Here is a 21,620-nt window from a genome sequence, read left to right on the forward strand (position 1 = left end):
TCTCCTGAAGAGGAACACTCGCCTGAAACTGGCGAGCGATGGGGGGATTGTAAGGACAGTTTTCAGCCCGGCCTTGCCGCCAAGCGACAACTTCTTATAGCGCAAACCCCGGTTTTTCCCGGGTTTACGGCAATGCGACATATAGGGTCGCAAAGGCGCAGTTTAACTGGCGGCAAAGGTTATAGGCAGGGTTGTCGAGCGGTGCGGTAATTATGTACCGCACACAGTGCGCGACACTCGGTTTTGATTGCGTCTACATCCCAACGCTAAAGGACTGGCGCATGAATCAAAACGCTCACGAGCTTGCCGCTCACCCAAGCCCCCATTACCAACACCTTTTCAGCAACCTCCCCGCCTGGGTACTGGAGGCGTCAGCCGACACTCGCCTTGCCCTGAAGAACACCAGTCTTGAGGCGCCGACATGGCACGGCACGGCTACGCGCCTGCAACATCAGCGACTGAAAAACTCAAGCCAGCAGTACTGGTCCCAGCGAAATCACTTGGGCTCGATGCTGGCGAAACTGCAAAGCGCTCAAGCATTTGCCGAGCCTCTTCTGAGTGCAGCCCTGAAAAGCCGGTTTGGCCTGGAACTGGACGTCAAGACCACCTTCCTGCGCCTGTACATTCCGCAAACCATTCCCTGGTTCCCGATCAAGTCCGGCGCCGCGCGCACATGGACGGTGTCGCTGCTCGATGCCGCGCAGCACAACTTTCAGGCGTCGGAAGCCGAAGCGGACGCTTACGAGCCCGCCTCGACCTTCATCACCGAACCATCGCCCAGGGGACACTTCGACACGCTGCCGCAGGTCTCCCGGAAAATCACTGTTCAGGGTTTTGTCCGGTTGTGCCGCGAGCTGGACATCGGCGGCCAGTACAACGCCTACCTGAAAGACAATCTGGGACTGACCAACCGCCTGGTGGCTACCGTTTTGCAGCCCGAGGTCATGAATACGAACAAAGCCGCCTTCAGGCATGCGCTACACCTGGCCCACGTGCGCCAGGATATTCAAGAGGATGCCTACGAGGCGCTCTACCCAATACTGGACAGCGACGCGGCAATGCCTCTGGGCGGTTACCCACTGCAGGGTCACGACTTTACGATGATGTCCTCGTCGCTGACCGGCATTGTGATTTTCGGCGCCAACCCCGACCGTGCAATCAAGGCAACGCGGATCATTGCCTATATCCCCGATGATCCGGAACATCCGCTCAAAGAGTATCCAGACACCCTGGCCTTCATGGCCGAGCTGACCCGAAAACTGCGCTCGCCCGGCTATCAGGCGTTCTTCAGTCGCTTTGTCGATCATCAAGAGCGAGGCCACTTTTTCGCCGACCTCAACAGTCGCTTGCAAACGGTCACATGGCATCAACATACCCGTGGCGATCCACTGCCGAGTTGGCGCGAAACGCCCATCGACAAGCCCAATCTCAGGTTTTCGATGACTGCGCACAAGGGCGGACTGTGGCCCCACCTCTATCAGCGACAGCTGAACAAGATTCTCAATGATGCAAGCACCCTCGCCGTCTCCACCGCCAGCGCGGACCAAAAAGCGCGATGGGCACTGTGGGACACCTTGAGTAAAGTGGCCTCGACCATTCTTCAGGTCGCCGCGTTCGTTGCCCTGCCGTTTGTGCCGTTTCTTGGAGAGCTGATGCTCGCCTATATGGCCTATCAGGTGCTGGATGAAACCTTCGAAGGCATCCTCGACTGGGCCGAAAATCTAAAGACCGAAGCATTCGGCCACCTGATGGGCGTCGTCGAATCAGTGGTCCAACTGGGCACATTCGCCGTGGGCGGCGCCCTCGTCGTCGGTGAACTCAAGCCTTTGCTGTCCAAGGACATACTGGAATTTTTCGACAAGTTCACACCGGTCAAAGCATCCAATGGCAAGAGCCGTTACTGGAAACCGGACCTTTCACCCTACGAGCATTCCGTGAACCTGCCGACAACGGCCAAACCCGACCACCTCGGCCTGTACCGGCATGAAGGCAAGAACCTGCTGAGCATTGAAGGCAACCACTATGCCGTCGAACGGAACAGCAAGACCGGCCAGTTCGAAATCCGCCATCCCGACCGCGCCGATGCGTATCAACCACCTCTGCAACACAACGGCCACGGCGCCTGGCAGACCGTACTCGAACAACCGCTGAACTGGGACCGAGAGACAGTCATGCGCCGGATCGGCCATAGCGTCGAATCGTTTTCCAGCGGCGAGCGTGAACAGATCCTGCGTGTCAGCGGCTACCACGACAATGTGTTGCGCGAGATGCATGCCGATCACCTGCCACCCCCGTCATTGCTGACCGACGTGATCAAGCGCTTCAAAATCGATCGGGACATCCAGACGCTCAGCGAGCAGATCGGCAGTTCGGACCCCGAGCACTATCAGGCCCTGACCCATCGCAAATTGCTGTTCGAAGCTCGCTACCGGGCACTTGAAACCACCGAAGATCGCGCAGCGCAGCGTCTGATTGCCGATGTGCAGGGACTACCGACGGATGTGGCCCAGGAACTGGTGAGCAATGCGACAGGCTCCGAACTGCTGCACTTGCACAACGGTCGTGTGCCCCGACGCCTCATCGATGTGGCGCAAAAAGCCATGGAAGCGGTGCGGGCGAGTCGCGCCTACGAGGGGCTTTATTCTGAATCGCTGGAAACCGCAGACACCCACCGGCTGGCCTTGCATAGCCTGGAGTCGCTGCCCGGCTGGCCCGATACCTTGCGTATTGAGGTGAGGGATTATTCCCATGACGGCGTGTTGCGCGACAGCATTGGCCGAGCCGACGCGCCAATCGTTAAAACACTGGTGGCGACTGAAGATGGCGACTATCACGTTGCAGAAAACAATGAACAGCCCGGCGACTTCTACACCGCCATACTCAAAGCGCTGACGGAAACAGAACGCAACGCACTGAACATTTCGGATGGCGACGGGCACCTACTCAAACAGCGCCTCGCAGAACATGCCCTGGATCAACCGGCCTTGCGCAAGCTGTTCGCGAAACATCCCCAACGCAAACCCTTCTACGATCCGACCACCATGCGCCTCCCCGGAGGCACCGACGGTTACAGGCGCAATCATTCCCAAACACCCACACTCAACGACAGGGTTCACGAGGTTTATCCCAGCCTTGCCCAAGAGGAACTCCAGTCCTTCGTCGCCCATTTGCAACGTCACCCCGATGGCGCGCGCATAGAGCTTTCACGCCTGAGCCGCGAACTTGAACGACTGCATCGAGACCTGAACACCTGGATCAATAATTCACCCACCGTCCATCCCGAAACCAGGCTGCCGCTCAGCGATCTGGAACAACAGGCCCAGCGGCATAACCGTCGGTTGCTGGCCCAGGAAATCCAACGTAGCTGGCGTCGGCAATCGGACCGGGACCTGGACGCTCCAGACAGCGGTGACCGATATGTACTGCGGTTCGCGGAGCCAATCCTGGGTGATCTGCCAGCACTGACTGCCGAATTCAGTCACGTATCACTGCTGAGCCTCGAAGGCAGTCATGCAGAACAAGGCATTCACAGTTTCTTGCAACGTTTCAATGATCTTCGTCGCCTCGATTTACGCCGTTTCTCCCTGACCACCCTGCCCGATGCCATTCCCCACATGGCAAACCTCGATGCCTTGGTGCTCAGCGATTGCGCGATCAGGTTTGATGCTGCTGCCTGGTCAAAACTGACCTCATTGAAAAAACTGGTGATGCTGGACCTGTACAAGAACCCGTTTGAACGGGTGCCCGAAATCGACTCGTTATCAGAACTCGTACACCTGGACCTGAGCGACACGGGCCTGACTGAAATTCCCGGCAGCGCCATGCGCCACCCCAAGCTCGACACACTGATGCTGATGAACAACCAGATAACCGAGCTGCCTGGCGGAATTTTCGACAGCGCTGTCTACGACAAACGCGGGGTACATCTTTCGCACAACCCGCTCACTCACCAGGCAAGACAACTCATCAAGCTTCGATACTTCGACACCTCTTACGATTTAGGGGTCTACGCCCCCGAGGCGGATATAGAGCGAGTCAGGGCGCTGTACCCGAGTATGGAGGTGGAGCATGCCAGCGACTATGTCTACGAACTGCCCGGCACACTGGAAGATGGCCGGGTAGAACTGACCCATCTGGAAGCGGAGCTCGCGCAGCTAAGCACCGATCTGTCGGCATGGACAGCCAACCTGCCACCCCGGCATCCACTGACGGGCGAACCCTTCAATGCGCAAGAACAGCTCATCGAACATGCAAACCGCGATGAATTCAAACAGGCAGTGGAACAATGCTGGCGGCACGAAAGTGAACTGGACGATTTCAATAATGCACTTGAGCCCACCTTTGAACTCAGGATCAGACCCGTCATACACGGTGATCTGCCGACGCTCAGTGCCGACTTCAGTCATGTCTCGGCACTGGAACTGCAAAGCATCGATGGCGTGACGGGTATCGGAAACTTCCTGGAATCTTTTCCCAACCTCAAAAGCCTCAGGCTGCGCGACTGCAACCTGAGCAATATTCCCGACGCCGTGTTCAAGATGGGTCAATTGAGGTCACTGTCGCTACCCGGTTGCCGAATCACTTTGTCGCCGGAATCGGCCAACGCAATGGCGGGAATGGAGTGGCTCGACTACCTGGATCTGGGCCGCAACCCTCTGGGACAAACGCCCGACCTGAGCCAGATCAGGGGGCTCGCGAGCGTCCTGCTCCATGAAACCGGCATCACCGAAATACCTCGGGGCCTGTTTAACCTGGATGAGTTGGATTGGGCCGACCTGAGCACCAACGCCATCACCGAAATGCCCAGTGAGTTATTGGAACTACCCGAGGAGATCGCAGAAAACATCAACTTGCGAGGCAATCGGTTTTCTGAGGAGAGCCTGTTGCGAATGATCAGTTACTTCGAACGCACGGGCGTGGATTTCGGTGTGGATGAAGTGATCAACCGAGGGGAAATGCAAATGTCTTCTACCGAAGGTTCCGAAGTCGACGAATAACGCCGCCCTCAGCCACGCTCCGAAGGCACCGACGACAATTCGAACGGACTGCTGCTGCGCCGCTGGTTGCGATCTTCCCGCGGCGTGGCACCGAAGAAGTTGCGGTAGGCGCTGGAGAAATGCGGCCCCGAGGAGAAGCCACACGACAGGCCGATCTGGATGATCGACTTGCTGGTTTGCATCAGCATTTGCCGAGCCTTGTTCAAGCGCAGTTCCAGGTAGTACTGGCTCGGCACACGGTTGAGGTATTGCTTGAAGATCCGCTCCAGTTGCCGACGGGACACGCACACGTGCTGGGCGATTTCGTCGGTGGTCAGCGGTTCTTCGATGTTGGCTTCCATCAGCAACACCGCTTGGGTGAGCTTGGGATGGCTGGAACCGAGGCGGTTCTGCAACGGAATGCGTTGGCGCTCGCCGCCTTCGCGGATGCGCTCGACCACCAGTTCTTCGGACACGGCGCCAGCGAGTTCGGCGCCGTGATCACGGGCCAGCACGGCGAGCAACAGATCGAGCACCGACAGGCCGCCGCACGCGGTCAGGCGATCACGATCCCAGTCGAACAGATGACTGGTGGCGATGACTTTCGGGAAACGCTCGGCAAAATCGTCCTGCCAGCGCCAGTGCACGGCAGCGCGATAACCGTCGAGCAAACCCAGTTGCGCCAACGGATAGACACCGGCCGACAGACCGCCAATCACACAACCGGCTCGCACCAGTTGTTTCAACGAACTGCTGAGCGCCGGCGCGAGCGAGGTCGGCGGCTCATCGGCGAGCAGGAACAGTTTCTGGAAGTTTTCGAGCTTGCCGGCCCAGGGTTCACCCGGCAATTGCCAGGCGCCTTCGGTCGGCGGTTCGGCCTGCAGGAACGACAGTTCGTAGACCACGTCCGGATGCACACGCTGGGCAACACGCAAGGCCTCCTCAGCCAGCGCAAGCGTCAGTGCTTTAGTGCTGGGCCAAATCAGGAAACCAATTCGATGGGCAGTCATGGCGGGCAATCCGAAACGAAAACAGTGATGAAGGCATGGGCCAATGCTAGCCCGTAAATGAACGCAAATCTCAAAACCGGCAGCGATCTAATTGTGGGAGCGGGCTTGCTCGCGAAGAGGGAGTGTCAGTCAACATTGATGTAACTGATACACCGCTTTCGCGAGCAAGCCCGCTCCCACAGGGGATCGGGGCCGGCCTTCAGGTTGCGAAGCATGCACTATCCCGGTGCGCAACGGGAGTTCGGTTTACTTCAGGCTGCCCGAGAGGAATTGCTGCAGACGCTCGGACTGTGGATTGACCAGCACCTCACGCGGGTTGCCGCTTTCTTCGACGACACCTTTGTGCAGGAACACCAGCTGGTTCGACACTTCACGGGCGAAACCCATTTCGTGCGTGACCACCACCATGGTCCGGCCTTCCAGGGCCAGGGCCTGCATCACCTTCAGCACGTCGCCGACCAGTTCCGGGTCGAGCGCCGAAGTCGGTTCGTCGAACAGCATCACCTCAGGTTCCATCGCCAGTGCACGGGCAATCGCCACGCGCTGCTGTTCGCCACCGGACATGTGGCCCGGGTAGGCGTCCTTACGATGCGCCACGCCGACCTTGTTCAGGTAGTGCTCGGCCTTCTCGCGAGCTTCAGCCTTGGACATGCCGAGCACGTGGACCGGCGCTTCCATGATGTTTTCCAGCGCGGTCATGTGCGACCACAGATTGAAATGCTGGAACACCATCGACAGGCGCGAACGCATGCGTTGCAGCTGTTTCGGATCGGCCGCTTTCATCGCGCCGTCCTTGTTCGCCACCAGTTTCAGCTCTTCGTTATTGAGCAGAATCCGGCCCGCGTGCGGCTGCTCGAGCAGGTTGATGCAGCGCAGGAAAGTACTTTTGCCGGAGCCACTGGAGCCGATGATGCTGATCACATCGCCAGCCGCCGCTTTCAGGGACACGCCCTTGAGCACTTCGTGACTGCCATAGCGTTTATGCAGGTCTTGGACTTCAAGTTTGTACATGCGGTCGGTTCTCACAAAAACAGTCAGTCAGTCGTTGAGCAAGCGCCCGTGACGCAGCGCTTCGCGCCCCGCCACCTTGGCCAGCCAGAAACCGGGTTGGGCATAACGCAGCCGTTCAATGGCAAACAGCACCCCGGACGTACCAGCACACACCGTGCTGACCCGATCCGATAACGGATCGATCACTTCGAAAATCTCGTCGCCGGTTTCGATCCACTCACCGGGTTTACGCAAGAAACTGATCACGCCCGGATGCGGCGCGAACAGCAATTCGGTGCCTTCGAACGGCATGCCTTCGCAAGCTTCTTGCGCAGGTTTCGGCCATTCGCCGCTGATCAAGCCTTGCTCGGCGAGGAACGCGAGAATACCTTCGGCGTAAGCCTCGGCATCAGCGCGACCGGTGTCAGCCTGACCACCCAGTTCAATCGTAGTCGCCAGGCACGCCAGTGGGATTTGCGCGTCCGGGAACCGACGCGACAAACGCAGCCACGGCAAAGAACAGGCTTCGTCGAAGGAGCTGCCGCCGGAATCTTCCGCCAGCAAACCGACCTTCACGTTCAGGTGCGCGGCGAGCGAACGCCATTGCGGCCAGTGTTGCGGCAAGGCGTACATGTGCAGCGCGGCTTCGGCGTCGCAATGCAGATCCAGCACGACGTCGGCGGTGCAGGCATGGCTGAGCAAGACGCGCTGCATGCCTTGCAACTGGCTGCTCGCCTCTGGCAATGCCGCCAGATGATCGCTCATCGCCTGACGGATCAAGCGGATATTGGCGTGCGGATCATCACCCAGATGCCCATCGAGTTCGGCGGCCACCGGCGCGCTGAGCTCGACGAAATCACGGTTGAAATTCTTGCCGCTGCCCGCTTCGAAACGCCCTTGATGATTGCCCTGAAGCAATTGACCCAGCCCCAGTGGATTGGCCACCGGCACCAGTTCGATCACACCATTCAACAAGCCCTGGGCTTCGAGTTCGGTCAGGCGCTTTTTCAGCTCCCACGCCGTGCGCATGCCCGGCAGTTCATCGGCGTGCAGGCTGGCCTGGATGTAGGCCTTGCGCTCGCCGCTGCCGAAGCGGAACACCGAAATCTGACGTTCACTGCCCAGGTGGCTCCACGGCAATGCGTGATCGATGCGTTCCATATCAGTGCTTCCGCGGGGCCAGATAGCCCAGCCAGCGGCGCTCGGCCAGTTTGAACAGCTTCACCAGAATGAAGGTCAGGCACAGGTAGAACACGCCCGCCGTGATGTAGGCCTCGAACGGCAGGTAGAACTGAGCGTTGACCGTGCGTGCGGCACCGGTGATGTCGATCAGGGTCACGATGGACGCCAGACTGGTGGTCTGCAGCATCATGATCACTTCGTTGCTGTACTGCGGCAGTGCGCGGCGCAGGGCCGACGGCAGCAGGATGCGCTTGTACATCTTGAAGCGCGACATGCCCATGGCCTTGGCCGCTTCGATCTCGCCGTTCGGCGTCGCACGCAGGCTGCCGGCGATGATTTCAGCGGTGTAGGCGCTGGTGTTGATCGCGAAGGCCAGGCACGCGCAGAACGTAGCGCTGGACAGCCACGGCCACAGGAAGCTTTCACGTACCGCTTCGAATTGCGCCAGACCGTAGTAGATCAAAAACAGCTGCACCAGCATCGGCGTGCCGCGGATCACGTAGGTGAAGAGCCAGGCGCTCATGTTGACGGCGGCGTTCTTCGAGACGCGCATCAGCCCCAGCGGCAAGGCCGCCAGCAGACCGAAAAACAGCGACAGCGCGAGCAATTTGAGGGTGGTCACCAGGCCGCCGAAGTACAGCGGCAAGGCCTCCCAAATGACGTTGTAGTCGAAGATCATAGATCAGCCGCCCTTACGCCTACCGAGTAGCGCTTCTCAAGGTGACGCAGTGCCAGCAACGAGACACTGGTGATCACCAGGTACATCGCCGCCACTGCGAGGAAGAAGGTGAAAGGCTCGCGGGTGGCGTCTGCCGCCTGCTTGGCCTTGAACATCATGTCTTGCAGACCCACCACCGAAATCAGCGCGGTGGCCTTGGTCAGTACCAGCCAGTTGTTGGTGAAACCCGGAATCGCCAGGCGAATCATCTGCGGCACCAACACCCGGAAGAACACCTGAAAACTGCTCATGCCGTACGCCATGCCGGCTTCTGCCTGACCCTTCGGGATCGCCATGAAGGCGCCACGGAAGGTTTCCGACAGGTACGCACCGAAGATGAAGCCCAGGGTGCCGATACCGGCGGCCAGCGGGTTCAGGTCGATGTAATCGTCATAGCCCAGCATCGGAGCCACGCGGTTGAGCAGGTCCTGACCACCGTAGAAAATCAGCAGGATCAGCACCAGGTCGGGAATCCCGCGGATGACCGTGGAATACAGGTCGCCCAGCCAGGCCAGCCAGCGAATCGGGGACAGACGCAGCGCAACGCCGATCAGACCCAGAACAATGGCCAGGACCATGGACGACAAGGCGAGCTGAAGCGTCAGCCATGCGCCATCGAGGATGACAGCCCCGTAGCCTTTCAACATGATTCAGGTCCTCGAAAGTTGGGATGAAAAAATGGCGCAAACCTCAGAGATCCTGTTGCTTGCGCCATTTCGGACTTGTCGCCTGGACGTGTTACTTGCCGTAGATATCGAAGGCGAAGTATTTGTCCTGGATTTGCTTGTACTTGCCGTTCTCGCGAATGGCGGCGATCGCGGTGTTGATCTTGTCTTTCAGCGTGTCACCCTTGCGAACCGCGATGCCTACGCCGTCGCCGAAGTATTTGACGTCGGTGAAGGCCGGGCCAACGAAGGCGAAACCTTTGCCGGCGTCGGTTTTCAGGAAACCGTCATCCAGCAGCGTAGCGTCTGCCACGGTGCCGTCGAGGCGACCGGCAGCCACGTCGAGGTAGATTTCGTTCTGCGAACCGTACGGCTTGATCTCGGCACCCAGCGGGGCCAGGACTTCGCGGGCGAAACGCTCGTGGATCGAACCACGTTGCACGCCGATGTTCTTGCCCTTCAGCTCGGTCAGGCCTTCGCTGACTTGAGTGCCGGCCTTCATGACCAGGCGAGCCGGGGTGTTGTAGTACTTGTTGGTGAAGTCCACGGACTTCTTGCGGTCTTCAGTGATCGACATGGACGACAGGATCGCGTCGATCTTGCGCACTTTCAGTGCCGGGATCAGACCGTCGAACTCTTGCTCGACCCAGGTGCACTTGACCTTCATCTCTTCGCACAGGGCGTTGCCGATGTCGTAGTCGAAACCAACGATGCTGCCGTCCGGTGCCTTGGAAGCGAACGGAGGGTAAGCCGCTTCGATACCGATCTTCAGAGGTTTTTCATCAGCGAAAGTCGGCAGGGACAGCACGGACAGTGCCAGGGCGCCAAGCAGCACGAGTTTCTTCATCTTGGGACTCCATCGGTAAAGGGCTAAAACGGCAGAGTGAGCGACAGCCCAATATGCGAATGAGTGGAACCGGAAAGCAGTGCTGCGTTGTAGGAATCGCGCGCTTTTTTCAACGCGAGCCACAACGAGCGAGTGATCGGCATTCTAACGACAGGCCCGAAGCCGATATTTCTTCAATGCGACAACAAATTACAGAAGCACCGAGAAAGCCGTTTGGGCACGTTGACAGCCTTGCAATTTCATGCAAGAGCAAAAGACAGAGAACCGATCTATGCTGCAAATTGCGGGCCTATTATTGGCAAAGCCTTCTAATCCGGCAAGCTTGGCGTGGGTTCTTATTTTTTTGAGTGGTTGAAATGCACTCTTGCGGGCTTATGGCGTTTCGCAATGCCCCGTATCGGCGCGAGCGGTTACACATTCAGTTACTTGAAGGGTCGCGGGTAACAGTGGGAAATGGCCTACGGGGGAAGCCGATAATTATTGGTTGATGTTTATGGGGTGTCTGATCGGGCCTCTTCGCGGGCAAGCCCGCTCCCACAGGTTTTTCGGGGATGACTTGGATTTCATTCACACCACAAATCCCTGTGGGAGCGGGCTTGCCCGCGAAGAGGCCCGACTGGCCAACCCAAAACCATCAGCCAATAAAAAACCCCACCAGGCTCAACACCTGGCAGGGCTTCGATGACTCGGAACGCTACTTACGCAACATTCATCGTCTTGTGCGTATCAATCAAATGTTGCACCACACCCGGATCCGCCAGGGTCGAAATGTCCCCCAACCCATCGTACTCAGCCGTAGCAATCTTGCGCAGAATACGCCGCATGATCTTGCCCGAACGCGTCTTCGGCAGCCCCGGCGCCCACTGAATCACATCCGGCGAAGCAATCGGGCCGATCTCTTTACGCACCCAGTTCTTCAACTCCAGACGCAGTTGCTCGCTCGTCTCTTCGCCAGCGTTCAGGGTCACGTAGACATAAATGCCCTGCCCCTTGATGTCGTGCGGCACACCGACCACGGCAGCCTCGGCGACTTTCGGGTGAGCGACCATCGCGCTTTCGATCTCGGCGGTGCCCATGCGGTGGCCGGACACGTTGAGCACGTCATCCACGCGACCGGTGATCCAGTAGTAACCGTCTTCGTCACGACGCGCACCGTCACCGGTGAAGTACATGCCACGGAAGGTCTTGAAGTAGGTATCGACGAAGCGGTCATGGTCGCCATACAGCGTGCGCGCCTGACCCGGCCACGAATCGAGAATCACCAGGTTACCCTCGGCCACGCCTTCGATGATGTTGCCCAGGTTGTCGACCAACGCTGGCACCACACCGAAGAACGGACGCGCCGCAGAACCCGGCTTGAGGGCGTGAGCGCCCGGCAGCGGGCTCATCATGTTGCCGCCGGTTTCGGTCTGCCACCAGGTATCGACGATCGGGCAACGGGACTTGCCGACATTCTTGTAGTACCAGTCCCACGCTTCCGGGTTGATCGGCTCACCGACCGAACCGAGCAGGCGCAGACTGCTGCCATCAGCCCCTTCAACGGCGGCTTGACCCGACGCCATCATCGCGCGGATGGCGGTTGGCGCCGTGTAGAGAATGTTGACCTTGTGCTTGTCGACGATCTTCGCCACCCGGGTGATGTCCGGATAGTTCGGCACGCCTTCGAACAGCAGCGTGGTCGCGCCGTTGGCCAATGGGCCGTAGACGATATAGCTGTGGCCGGTGACCCAACCGACGTCGGCGGTGCACCAGTAGATTTCGCCCGGGCGGTAGTCGAACACGCGCTCATGGGTCATCGCCGCATACAGCAGATAACCGGCGGTGGTGTGCTGCACGCCTTTAGGCTTGCCGGTGGAACCCGAGGTGTAAAGGATGAACAGCGCTTCTTCAGCGCCCATCTCTTTCGGCGCGCAGACACTGCCCGCCACTTTCATCAGGTCTTCAAACCAGATGTCGCGATGCTGGTTCCACTTGATGTCGCCACCGGTGCGCTTGCACACGATGACTTTCTGGATGCTGCTGGTTTCCGGGTTGGTCAGCGCGTCGTCGACGTTGGACTTGAGCGGGATCTTCTTGCCGGCACGGATGCCTTCGTCAGCGGTGATCACCACTTTGGATTTGCAGTCGATGATGCGACCGGCCAGGGCTTCCGGCGAGAAACCACCGAACACCACCGAGTGAATCGCGCCGATCCGGGTGCAGGCCAGCATGGCGACCACGGCTTCGGGGATCATCGGCATATAGATAGTCACCACGTCGCCGCGGTGTACATCCTGGCCGCGCAAGGCGTTGGCAAACTTGCAGACTTGTTCGTGCAGCTCGCGGTAGGTGATGTTGCGGCTTTCGGCAGGGTCATCCCCTTCCCAAATGATCGCGATTTGATCGCCGCGCTCGGCCAGATGACGGTCGAGGCAGTTGTAGGAAACGTTCAGGGTGCCGTCGGCGAACCATTTGATGTCGACATGGTGGTCGTCGAAGGAAGTCTGCTTCACCGTGGTGAAAGGCTTGATCCAGTCGAGGCGCTTGGCTTGTTCGCGCCAGAAGCCGTCCGGGTTGACGACGGACTGCTGGTACATGGCCTTGTAGGTCGCCTCGTCAGTCAGCGTATTGGCCAGAACCTCGGGACGAACGGGATACACAGAAGCCGCACTCATCTTTCTTACCTCGGTGGAATAGTTGTTTTTGTATGACCCAGTTGTAGCGGGGCCGGGGCTATAGAACCATTCGACGATGGTAGTAACAAGCCCCTACAAATTATCGTGATAAGCCCCTCAAACACACCACACACCCTGTAGGAGCGAGGCTTGCCCGCGAAAAACGATAACGCGGTCTACCTGAAAAACCCCGTATCAAGGCGGCCATTAGGGATGCTATTCCGCGATTGTTACGAAATCTGTCAAAGGTGTTTATCAAATCCCCACCTATATGAACGCAACCCCCACGCCTAAAATCAGCCTCGCCAACAAGGCAAACCCTGATTAACCAAGTTGCAGCCCCCACGAAGGCAGTTAATCAAAAAACACCGGTAATCAAGTTCCACACGCAACCCCAAAAAGGTTGCGTGACCCCACTCGACCTCTAAAAGGTAAAACCGAAATGAAAGCTTTATTAGTTCTGGCCCTCTCCAGCCTGTGCGCAACCGCCATGGCAGACGAGGTCCCGACTGATGTCGCACAGCAACAACCGTCCATCGAGGAATACACGTACTCCACTCACCTGGACATCGCCAAAGTGATCTCCATGAGCGAAGTCCCCAATGTGTGCGAAGTCGTCCCCATGAAAATGGAATACGACGACTCCAAAGGCCAACGCCACATTCTGCGCTACAGCATCATGGGTAACGGCTGCACTAACGGCTAATCACCCGCCCCTCTCTTAACGGTTCGACCCACCCGCCCCGCTGTTCAAGGCAGATGAAGCGCCGAACCGTATAGATCGATTTACTAGATAGATTTAAGCGTTTACTTGCGCTTTTTAATCAAATTTGTCGGCGTATTATGAATTCCACACCAAGGCACACAACGCCCACGAACCTGGAGCCACTACCATGAAAACCAAACTGATCCTCGCCCTGACCCTGTCCGTTCTGGCCGCCAACACCTTCGCCGCTGATGGTTACGACCGCACCGGTTCGGCCGCTTTCACCACCGCAGCGGCTGTCGCTTCTGACGGCTACGACCACACCGGCTCGGCCAAAGTCGCCGCCGATGGTGCCGATCACGTCGGTGCAGGCAAACTCGCTTCCGACGGTTTTGATCACACCGGCGCTGCCAAAGTCGCCGCTGACGGTAGCGATCACACCGGTGCAGCCAAGGTTGCTGCCGATGGTGCAGACCACGTGGGTGCCGCTCGCCTGAGCTGATCATCGAGCGTGACTGACAGCCCGACTTCGGTCGGGCTTAGTTGTGTCTGGCAGCGTCCAAAACCGACTCAAAACACAAGATGTAGTGAAAAACCGGTTTTTCTGGCTGTTTTTTGAACAAAAAAGTAGTACGTCAAAATTTAAGAAAAAAAATCTTCACCCGCGATATCCAGCCAAAGCCCTGTAAACCCTCGCTCCGACCGAAAAACCCTCCTTCTCGACCGCTCCATGCGCGGATTCGCCCCACCACGGCCGTAAAAATTTCCCTATAATGCCGGCTTAAACGGGCCTGCAATATTCCCTTACAGGGGTCAAAAGCCAGTCTGAAGCCCACGCAGAACTGTTCACGCTATCTGCGCCCATCAGCGGCTTCGGAACACCCGTACAAAATTCTGTTTGATGCCTGCGTATAGCTGTTGCAAAAAACGATATTTCTATAGATCCAACGCGGTCAGACCGACCGTGTGAAAAACCATCACACGGGCATCTGGCCCTCACGCAGGAGACGACACGTCATGCTGAGCTGGGACGAATTCGACAAAGAAGACAGCGGCGAAACCGTGGTCAAAGGCGCCAACGCCGGCCACGCGACTGAAGCCAACATGGACCGCCTCGACACCGCTGGTGGTGTTGCCGCTCAAGAAGCTCGCGCTGTGACCGCGTCCGACTCCGCCGCCATCGCTCGCGCCAAGGCTGCCCTGGACAACCTCGACATCGCCGAAGGCCTTGCCGAACTCGAAGGCGCCTCCGCCCGTGTCGCCGTCGACGAAAAGCGCATGATCAACTGCCGCGCCGACCTCAACCAACTCGTACCTTTCAAGTACGACTGGGCCTGGCAGAAGTATCTGGACGGTTGCGCAAACCACTGGATGCCGCAAGAAGTCAACATGACCGCCGACATCGCCCTCTGGAAAGACCCGGAAGGCCTGACCGACGACGAGCGCCGCATCGTCATGCGCAACCTCGGCTTCTTCTCCACCGCGGACTCCCTGGTTGCCAACAACCTGGTCCTGGCCGTGTACCGCCTGATCACCAACCCGGAATGCCGCCAGTACATCCTGCGCCAGGCGTTCGAAGAGGCGATCCACACCCACGCCTACCAGTACTGCATCGAATCGCTGGCCATGGATGAAGGCGAGATCTTCAACATGTACCACGAGATCCCATCGGTCGCGAAAAAAGCCACCTGGGGCCTCAAATACACCCGCTCGATCTCCGATCCGAAGTTCGAAACCGGCACCGTCGAAACCGACAAAGAACTGCTGCGCAACCTGATCGCCTACTACTGCGTTCTGGAAGGCATCTTCTTCTACTGCGGCTTCACCCAGATCCTCTCCATGGGCCGCCGCAACAAAATGACCGGCGTCGCCGAGCAGTTCCAGTACATCCTGCGCGACGAATCCATGCACCTGAACTTCGGCATCGACGTGATCAACCAGATCAAAATCGAAAACCCGCACTTGTGGGATGCCGAGATGAAGGAAGAGGCTTCGCAGATGATTCTGCAGGGGACTCAGCTGGAGATCGAATACGCGCGTGACACCATGCCTCGTGGGGTGCTGGGCATGAACGCGGCGATGATGGAGGATTACCTGAAGTTCATCGCTAACCGTCGTTTGTCGCAGATTGGGTTGAAGGAAGAGTATCCAGGGACGACTAACCCGTTCCCTTGGATGAGCGAGATTATGGACTTGAAGAAAGAGAAGAATTTCTTTGAGACTCGGGTTATTGAGTATCAGACTGGTGGGGCGTTGAGCTGGGATTGATTACCTAGCTCGCCGCGATTTGATGATTGCACTTAGAATCGGAAAATCGAAAAAAGCAAAAGCCCCGATCTGATCGGGGCTTTTTTTGGCCCCCCCTTCACACAATCATGGACAAGCTAGACATTCTCGAAATAAAGAGTTAACTTTATAGAGGCAGTTTGATATCACACTAGGGCAATCGCTTAAGTTTAACTTCGCACACTCGAAAATCACGGAAAGAAACAATGAAAAGTATGGAACCGCTACCCCAGAGCGTCTCAGAATTTCAAGCATATTTTAAAGAGTTGTTTGGCAGCTCTAACAAAGACAGAAGCGTCGAGTACATTTACTCTTATTTAACAAGAAACTGCTCATACCTATCACGCTCCATCCTTAGAGCGGGCGAAAATAAAAATTATTTTGTAAAATCTTTCTCATGGCTATTTGCCCTTTCTGAAAAGCTAGAAATAAATCTTGAGGAAGCACTTAGAAAAAAATTTCCCGACGTTTGTCCGTATTGCATCTCGAGTCCTTGTATTTGCGCTGAAACTTCGAAGAAGCCTCCTCAATATAAAGCAGAATGGGAAATCAAGCGTGAACTGGAGCACAAATACCTAGCGATAACTAATTTCCAACCAGCTGGGAGCTTTTCAATAAATAATGCTGTATTGAGCGTAAACAAAATCTATCCAGCTAATAGAGCGGTATGGGCGGCTTACGGTAGCACATACCACTTCTCTAGGTTATTTGAGGAAATTGGTGAAGTTCACGAGGCTTACGGCGCTTTCGTAAGTAGCGAAAGAACTATAGCTAACATACGTGACGAACTAGCAGATGTCTTTGCTTGGCTTTTGTCCGCATGGGGAATACAAAATAAAGAAACCCCGTTATCTGACGCACTCATCGCATATTACTACGAAGGATGCCCTGTCTGTAGGTCTAACCCATGCAAATGCAACGACTACTCCAGCAGAGTTCAATCCTTAGTCAGAATTGAAGACTTAGACGAGTTCAAAAAACTCATTGCTGAAGTCCTCAAATTATCACCAGAGAAAAGTGCTTCACTTATAGAAATTTCCACATCACTAGACACTGTAAAAGTGTCGAAATCAACCACTGAAGCCAAACGAGTTGTAGCACAAGGGCTAGAAGTGCTAAATCAAGTGGAGAAAGCAACTAACTCTACGGCCTCAGTAGCCACAAACATTAAGTCCATTGTCGATTCAGCCACACTAGTTGTGAAAGCCTTTACTTGGTTTTAACTTATTCACAGCAAAATATATTTACCTAAAATCCTGGCTGAGGAGGTAACTACTCCTCAATCAGACCTACTAGGAACCCGCATCTATCACAAAAAAATATTTCCGGCCCAACGTTCGACCGTTGATGGCTGATTCAAGCCCTCCAGCCAAGTGCTTCAGAAATACTGCACGCAGGGGCTGCCGCGCCCAACAGAAGAGGCTTTTTTGTGCCCACAACATATAATCAAGATCCACTTACCAACAACATCTCCGATTGGAGGCCAGTCAGTCATGACAAGTCAGCCACGGGGCTCCGATGAAAATAACGACTCGGCAGCAGTAATAGGCATGGATGAAGGAAAACCCTCTGACTATTCACTATCAGTTATTAGCTACAGCGGAAGAATCAACGATGGTCGCTTCAACCTCACCTCATTGTCGAAAAACTGTCTGAAAGTAATGACATTATCGTAGCCGTCGTAAGCTGACTCTTTAGCTTTCTTCAAAGACTCCGGCACAACCAGCGAAATCGAATTCCTTTCCATTTCAGCAATGGCCTCGCCAGACACTCGGTCATCCACAGTAGCGAGAAAAATTGCACCTAGCGGCTTCTCTAAGGCCAACTGCTTCCATCGTTCACGCAGTGTTGTCTTCAAGGAAACAATAATCGCATCTCCCTTCAGGTTGAGTTCCTTGACGTCAGGCAAGACGAAATCCGGGCGCCGACCACCGAAGACAGCCTGCGCTTCATGACGAATTCGACCATCCTTGAAAAGCCTCGCTACATGATGCTCAAAAGAAAGCCCAGCTCTGCTCTTTCTGGTTTGAGCCGCGCTGAGGAATATCGAGTCGAGTTCAGAGAATGCCCGAACCAGATTGCCGACAGGGTCACCTCCCCCGTGAAGGAGAATTCGGGCGACTTGAGCTGCACGGAAGCGAAGTTCTGCCTGCTTGTAGATGGAGTATTCAATGTCCCGGCTGATGCGCATGACCGCGTCACCAGGATGGGAGACGGAGAACGGATTCATGTCGCAAAAGCCGCTCTCACTAAGCCACTTGCTCTGCGCTTTTCCCGCCAGAGTCTCTGGAGATGGAAGAGTCTGCTTCTTAATGAATTGCTCCAAGGTTCCATCCTTGATCGCCTGCGAAAGCTCGGCAATGAGCTGATCAGTTTCGGAAGCCGGCTCAGCAAGCGAAGCAGGATCGAACAGGCCAAAGTGGAAATCGGCACCCAGCTCGAATGCGGTCTCGATAATTTCCGCTTCTTCGCTTACCGAATCGACAACGATGAACCAATAGTTGGAACCAAAGCTCACTTGTTTGAGTTTTCCGATAACGAGCAACGAGGCTGGGGAAAGCGCCTGGAATTGCTCCTTGGGTATACCTGTGTGTTGCCACTCGTACCTTGGCTTTGCTTTCTCTTTATTGGTTGGATTGCGCATCGAAAAATGTTTGATCGTCGATGTCTTTATCTCGCCCGAGGCTGGCCAGAACGTTGGGTATTCGACATCGTAAATGTGCGGTTTTTCCGGGTTGGAATTTTTTAGTTTTGGAAAGAAGTCAGACTCTGCAACAAGACGAGGGATAAAAAATCCGTTCTGATGCCCATTCTTGGAGCTATCTGCCCAAGATGTGTCATTACGAGACAGTTTCTTGATGAAAAGACTCTCACTCTGATTGATCAAAGTGGAAATATCATTCCATTCCGGATGGAAACCCATTGTTGTTCCTTATTTCTGATATTCGGGCGAGCTACTCAGGAGGTTGGCAGCAGGGCAACAATCTGGTCGCTTGTCATCTGTCACAGATGCAGGTGTGTTCGAACTGCTTGAAGGTGTTTGGCAGGCTCCCAGCCACAACAATTAACTTCCCTAGTGTGCGGATGTACATCCTAGTTTCAACACATCCTCGTCGATCTGGAAATATTCCGATCCATTTATCAGCCAGCTAGCTATCAGGTCAACGAGCAATGGGGATTTTTCTTTTTTCATCGACCTTACAGCACATTCCCACACGATAAGAACCCTCCAACCCATTGCTTTAAGGGCGCCTTCCTGAAGGCCGTCACGAGTCTGATTTTTTCCGATTTTCTCTAACCAGAACTCAGGACGAGTTTGGGGAACCTTAAAATACCTGCATGCATGCCCATGCCAAAAACAGCCATGAATGAAGACAAGTGCACGGTATTTCGGTAACACCAGATCGGGTTTGCCGGGAAGGTCTTTAACATGCACACGGAAACGAAAGCCCCGTGCGTGCAAGGCTTTGCGGATTAGAAGTTCAGGCTTGGTATTTTTGCCCTGAATTCCAGCCATCATTCTGGAGCGTGTAGCTACATCCACGACATCAGTCAAATAGCCTCCATACCGGAGCGCTGGGCGCTCCGGATTTGAGACCGACGCGGCTATCTCATCAGGCTGGAAGGGCGAATTCCAACTGAGGCTGCTCAGTGTCGGTCATTTTCTCTTTCGCTTTCAGGATACGGTCCTTCATCAATCGAGCAACCGCCTCAAAAACCGGGACGGCAACAGAGTTGCCAAACTGACGATAAGCCTGAGTGTCAGAAACCGGAATGATGAATGCGCTCTCACCAGGCTTATCAAATCCCATCAAACGTGAACACTCATGAGGCGTCAATCGACGAGGCCGATTAATCTGGTTCAGTTCGCTATTGAAATCCAGAGTTTCGACAAAGCCTCGATCAACAAGGATTTCAGAGCCGTCCTTGTGATACCTCGCTGACAACGTACGTGCCACGTCATTAGGCCGAGTCAACCCAAAACCGAATCCATTACCCTTCTCGCGATGCTTCGCAGCATAGCGATACAGGTAATCCCAGAGCTTTGGCGTCAGGATGTATTTGCTGTCTACTTCTTTATCGAGCAAATCGCCAAACGTAGGTTTTTGCGTCGGGAAGTACTTGTTGATTTCACTTAACGTGAATCCTTGGTGAACATTCAAGTCACGACGGAAACCCACCAGCACGATTCGCTCACGATGCTGCGGCACGAAGTGCTTGGCATCGATGACCTTAGGGTCTGAACCCTTCGGCGCATTTACATCTGCAACCTCATAGCCCAATTCATCCAGCGCTTCGCAAATAATCCGGAACGTATTGCCCTTGTCATGGCTTTTCAGGTTTTTGACGTTCTCAAGCAAGAATGCGGCCGGGCGTTTCGCGGCAATAATTCGGGCCACGTCGAAAAACAGAGTGCCTTGGGTCTCACATTCGAAACCATGTTTGCGCCCCAAGGAGTTCTTCTTGGAAACACCAGCAAGGGAAAATGGTTGGCACGGAAACCCTGCCAATAAAACATCGTGATCAGGAATGTTGCGATCAATGTTCTTGTAGGCTTCCTCGTCACTGATTTCGGGCTTGTCAGAAAGCGTGACCGAACGGATATCCAGATTGAAGCGATGACGTGCAGGATCGCAGAAGTGGTTAGCTTTGTAGGTTTTGACTGCGTATTTGTTCCATTCGGACGTGAACAGGCATTCGCCGCCAATAGCTTCAAACCCTTTTCTGATTCCACCGATACCAGCGAAAAGATCGATGAAGGTAAAGGAAGGTTTGTGGTTCAAACGCTTGGGCAACAAGCCTTCCAGGCGAGTGAACTCAATGTGGGAAAGCTTCGGCGAAGCTTTGCCTTTGACCCAGCGATTAATCGTTTCACGGCACCAATGGGTTGGGCTGACATCGTTGAGAATCTCGGCGAGCTGACCTTGATCGTAAATCTCAAGCAGCTTGTGCAACAGCGCAAGATCAGTAACAGGATGAGTTTCCGGCTCATGGGTGCCCGAGGTCGTTTCGCTCAAGGATTCAAAAGATGGTGTTTCAAATAGATTCATGAGCCCGAAATTCCTCTGGGTCAAAGCTGTGACGAATGGTCACCATTCTAGCCCTGTAAACCTCAAAGTAAATGAAATTTCTTCGGATCCGTGACATGCGGCTTAGGCAATACGGATTGAAGGAAAGGTAGAAATTATCAGCGACCAGATACTGGATATAAACACAGCATAATTTACTTGCTGCCATTGTCCAGATTTCGTTTTGTTTCCTGGGGAGGTAGGAAAAGTCGCTGGTTGACGACTCACTCTGATCCACCTACCCTCGACTCCGAGCCTAAGAAACTCTACAAACCAGAGCGGTCCTCCGCACCCGACAGTCATGCGGCTTTTTTTCGTCTGCGGTTTCTCTACGTCTGCGAAAAATCCCCGTTATGTCGGGAGTGGGCGAATACAAGACCCGAAAGGGGAATATGTCCGGCCCGTCTCTGGTGGGTTTCTTAGCTCCCGACACCCATAACGAATGCCCTAAGAAAGCAGCCAGAGGTAAAGGAAATGCCTGATATTTCGACCTTCACGATGAAGGTGACTCGCCGTC

General features: G+C 55.4%; 15 protein-coding genes. 5 read left to right on the plus strand and 10 right to left on the minus strand.

Annotated features, from left to right (window positions below):
- The first annotated feature begins 281 nt into the window (after positions 1-281).
- Positions 282-4,997: a dermonecrotic toxin domain-containing protein gene (locus J2Y86_RS10905; RefSeq protein WP_253430859.1), complete on the plus strand. Its 4,716-nt coding sequence runs from the start codon at positions 282-284 to the stop codon at positions 4,995-4,997.
- 8 nt (positions 4,998-5,005) lie between these two features.
- On the opposite strand, the gene J2Y86_RS10910 is transcribed toward J2Y86_RS10905, so the two are convergent.
- From J2Y86_RS10910 to acs, 7 genes are all read right to left on the minus strand, one after another.
- Positions 5,006-5,986, minus strand: a complete 981-nt coding sequence (locus J2Y86_RS10910; RefSeq protein ID WP_253430862.1) for a GlxA family transcriptional regulator — start codon at positions 5,984-5,986, stop codon at positions 5,006-5,008.
- A 246-nt stretch (positions 5,987-6,232) separates the two neighbouring features.
- Entirely contained in the window at positions 6,233-6,997 is a 765-nt protein-coding gene (locus J2Y86_RS10915; RefSeq protein WP_109634103.1) for an ABC transporter ATP-binding protein, read from the minus strand.
- A gap of 27 nt (positions 6,998-7,024) precedes the next feature.
- Positions 7,025-8,137, minus strand: coding sequence for a succinylglutamate desuccinylase/aspartoacylase family protein (locus J2Y86_RS10920; RefSeq protein ID WP_253430865.1), 1,113 nt, complete (start codon positions 8,135-8,137; stop codon positions 7,025-7,027).
- Between the two features lies 1 nt (position 8,138).
- Complete coding sequence (locus J2Y86_RS10925; protein WP_253430868.1) at positions 8,139-8,837, minus strand: ABC transporter permease; 699 nt, start codon at positions 8,835-8,837, stop codon at positions 8,139-8,141.
- Positions 8,834-9,523, minus strand: coding sequence for an ABC transporter permease (locus J2Y86_RS10930; protein ID WP_007904805.1), 690 nt, complete (start codon positions 9,521-9,523; stop codon positions 8,834-8,836). Before J2Y86_RS10930 ends, J2Y86_RS10925 begins: the two co-directional genes overlap by 4 nt.
- Positions 9,524-9,614: 91 nt before the next feature.
- On the minus strand, positions 9,615-10,388 hold the full coding sequence (locus tag J2Y86_RS10935) for an ABC transporter substrate-binding protein (RefSeq protein WP_253430871.1): 774 nt from the start codon (positions 10,386-10,388) through the stop codon (positions 9,615-9,617).
- Between the two features lie 698 nt (positions 10,389-11,086).
- Complete coding sequence (acs, locus tag J2Y86_RS10940; protein WP_253430874.1) at positions 11,087-13,042, minus strand: acetate--CoA ligase; 1,956 nt, start codon at positions 13,040-13,042, stop codon at positions 11,087-11,089.
- A gap of 442 nt (positions 13,043-13,484) precedes the next feature.
- Here acs and J2Y86_RS10945 point away from each other — a divergent pair, with 442 nt between their 5' ends.
- The 4 genes from J2Y86_RS10945 (at position 13,485) to J2Y86_RS10960 (ending at position 17,257) form a co-directional block, all read left to right on the plus strand.
- Complete coding sequence (locus J2Y86_RS10945; protein WP_253430877.1) at positions 13,485-13,748, plus strand: DUF2790 domain-containing protein; 264 nt, start codon at positions 13,485-13,487, stop codon at positions 13,746-13,748.
- A gap of 187 nt (positions 13,749-13,935) precedes the next feature.
- The gene (locus J2Y86_RS10950) at positions 13,936-14,250 is read left to right on the plus strand and encodes a hypothetical protein (RefSeq protein ID WP_253430880.1); all 315 of its coding nucleotides are present in this window, start codon (positions 13,936-13,938) and stop codon (positions 14,248-14,250) included.
- A gap of 515 nt (positions 14,251-14,765) precedes the next feature.
- Positions 14,766-16,016, plus strand: a complete 1,251-nt coding sequence (locus J2Y86_RS10955) for a ribonucleotide-diphosphate reductase subunit beta (RefSeq protein WP_008034875.1) — start codon at positions 14,766-14,768, stop codon at positions 16,014-16,016.
- A gap of 224 nt (positions 16,017-16,240) precedes the next feature.
- On the plus strand, positions 16,241-17,257 hold the full coding sequence (locus J2Y86_RS10960; RefSeq protein ID WP_253430883.1) for a hypothetical protein: 1,017 nt from the start codon (positions 16,241-16,243) through the stop codon (positions 17,255-17,257).
- 371 nt (positions 17,258-17,628) lie between these two features.
- Here J2Y86_RS10960 and J2Y86_RS10965 read toward each other — a convergent pair whose 3' ends face one another.
- From J2Y86_RS10965 to dcm, 3 genes are all read right to left on the minus strand, one after another.
- Entirely contained in the window at positions 17,629-18,957 is a 1,329-nt protein-coding gene (locus tag J2Y86_RS10965; protein WP_253430886.1) for a type II restriction endonuclease, read from the minus strand.
- 150 nt (positions 18,958-19,107) lie between these two features.
- Positions 19,108-19,590 carry a very short patch repair endonuclease gene (locus J2Y86_RS10970; protein ID WP_253430890.1) on the minus strand — a complete coding sequence of 161 codons (483 nt, stop codon included), beginning with the start codon at positions 19,588-19,590 and terminating at the stop codon, positions 19,108-19,110.
- 58 nt (positions 19,591-19,648) lie between these two features.
- Positions 19,649-21,085: a DNA (cytosine-5-)-methyltransferase gene (gene dcm / locus J2Y86_RS10975; protein ID WP_253430893.1), complete on the minus strand. Its 1,437-nt coding sequence runs from the start codon at positions 21,083-21,085 to the stop codon at positions 19,649-19,651.
- Positions 21,086-21,620 lie beyond the last annotated feature (535 nt).

Origin of the sequence: Pseudomonas migulae, assembly GCF_024169315.1 — a bacterium.
Lineage (GTDB): Bacteria > Pseudomonadota > Gammaproteobacteria > Pseudomonadales > Pseudomonadaceae > Aquipseudomonas > Aquipseudomonas migulae_B.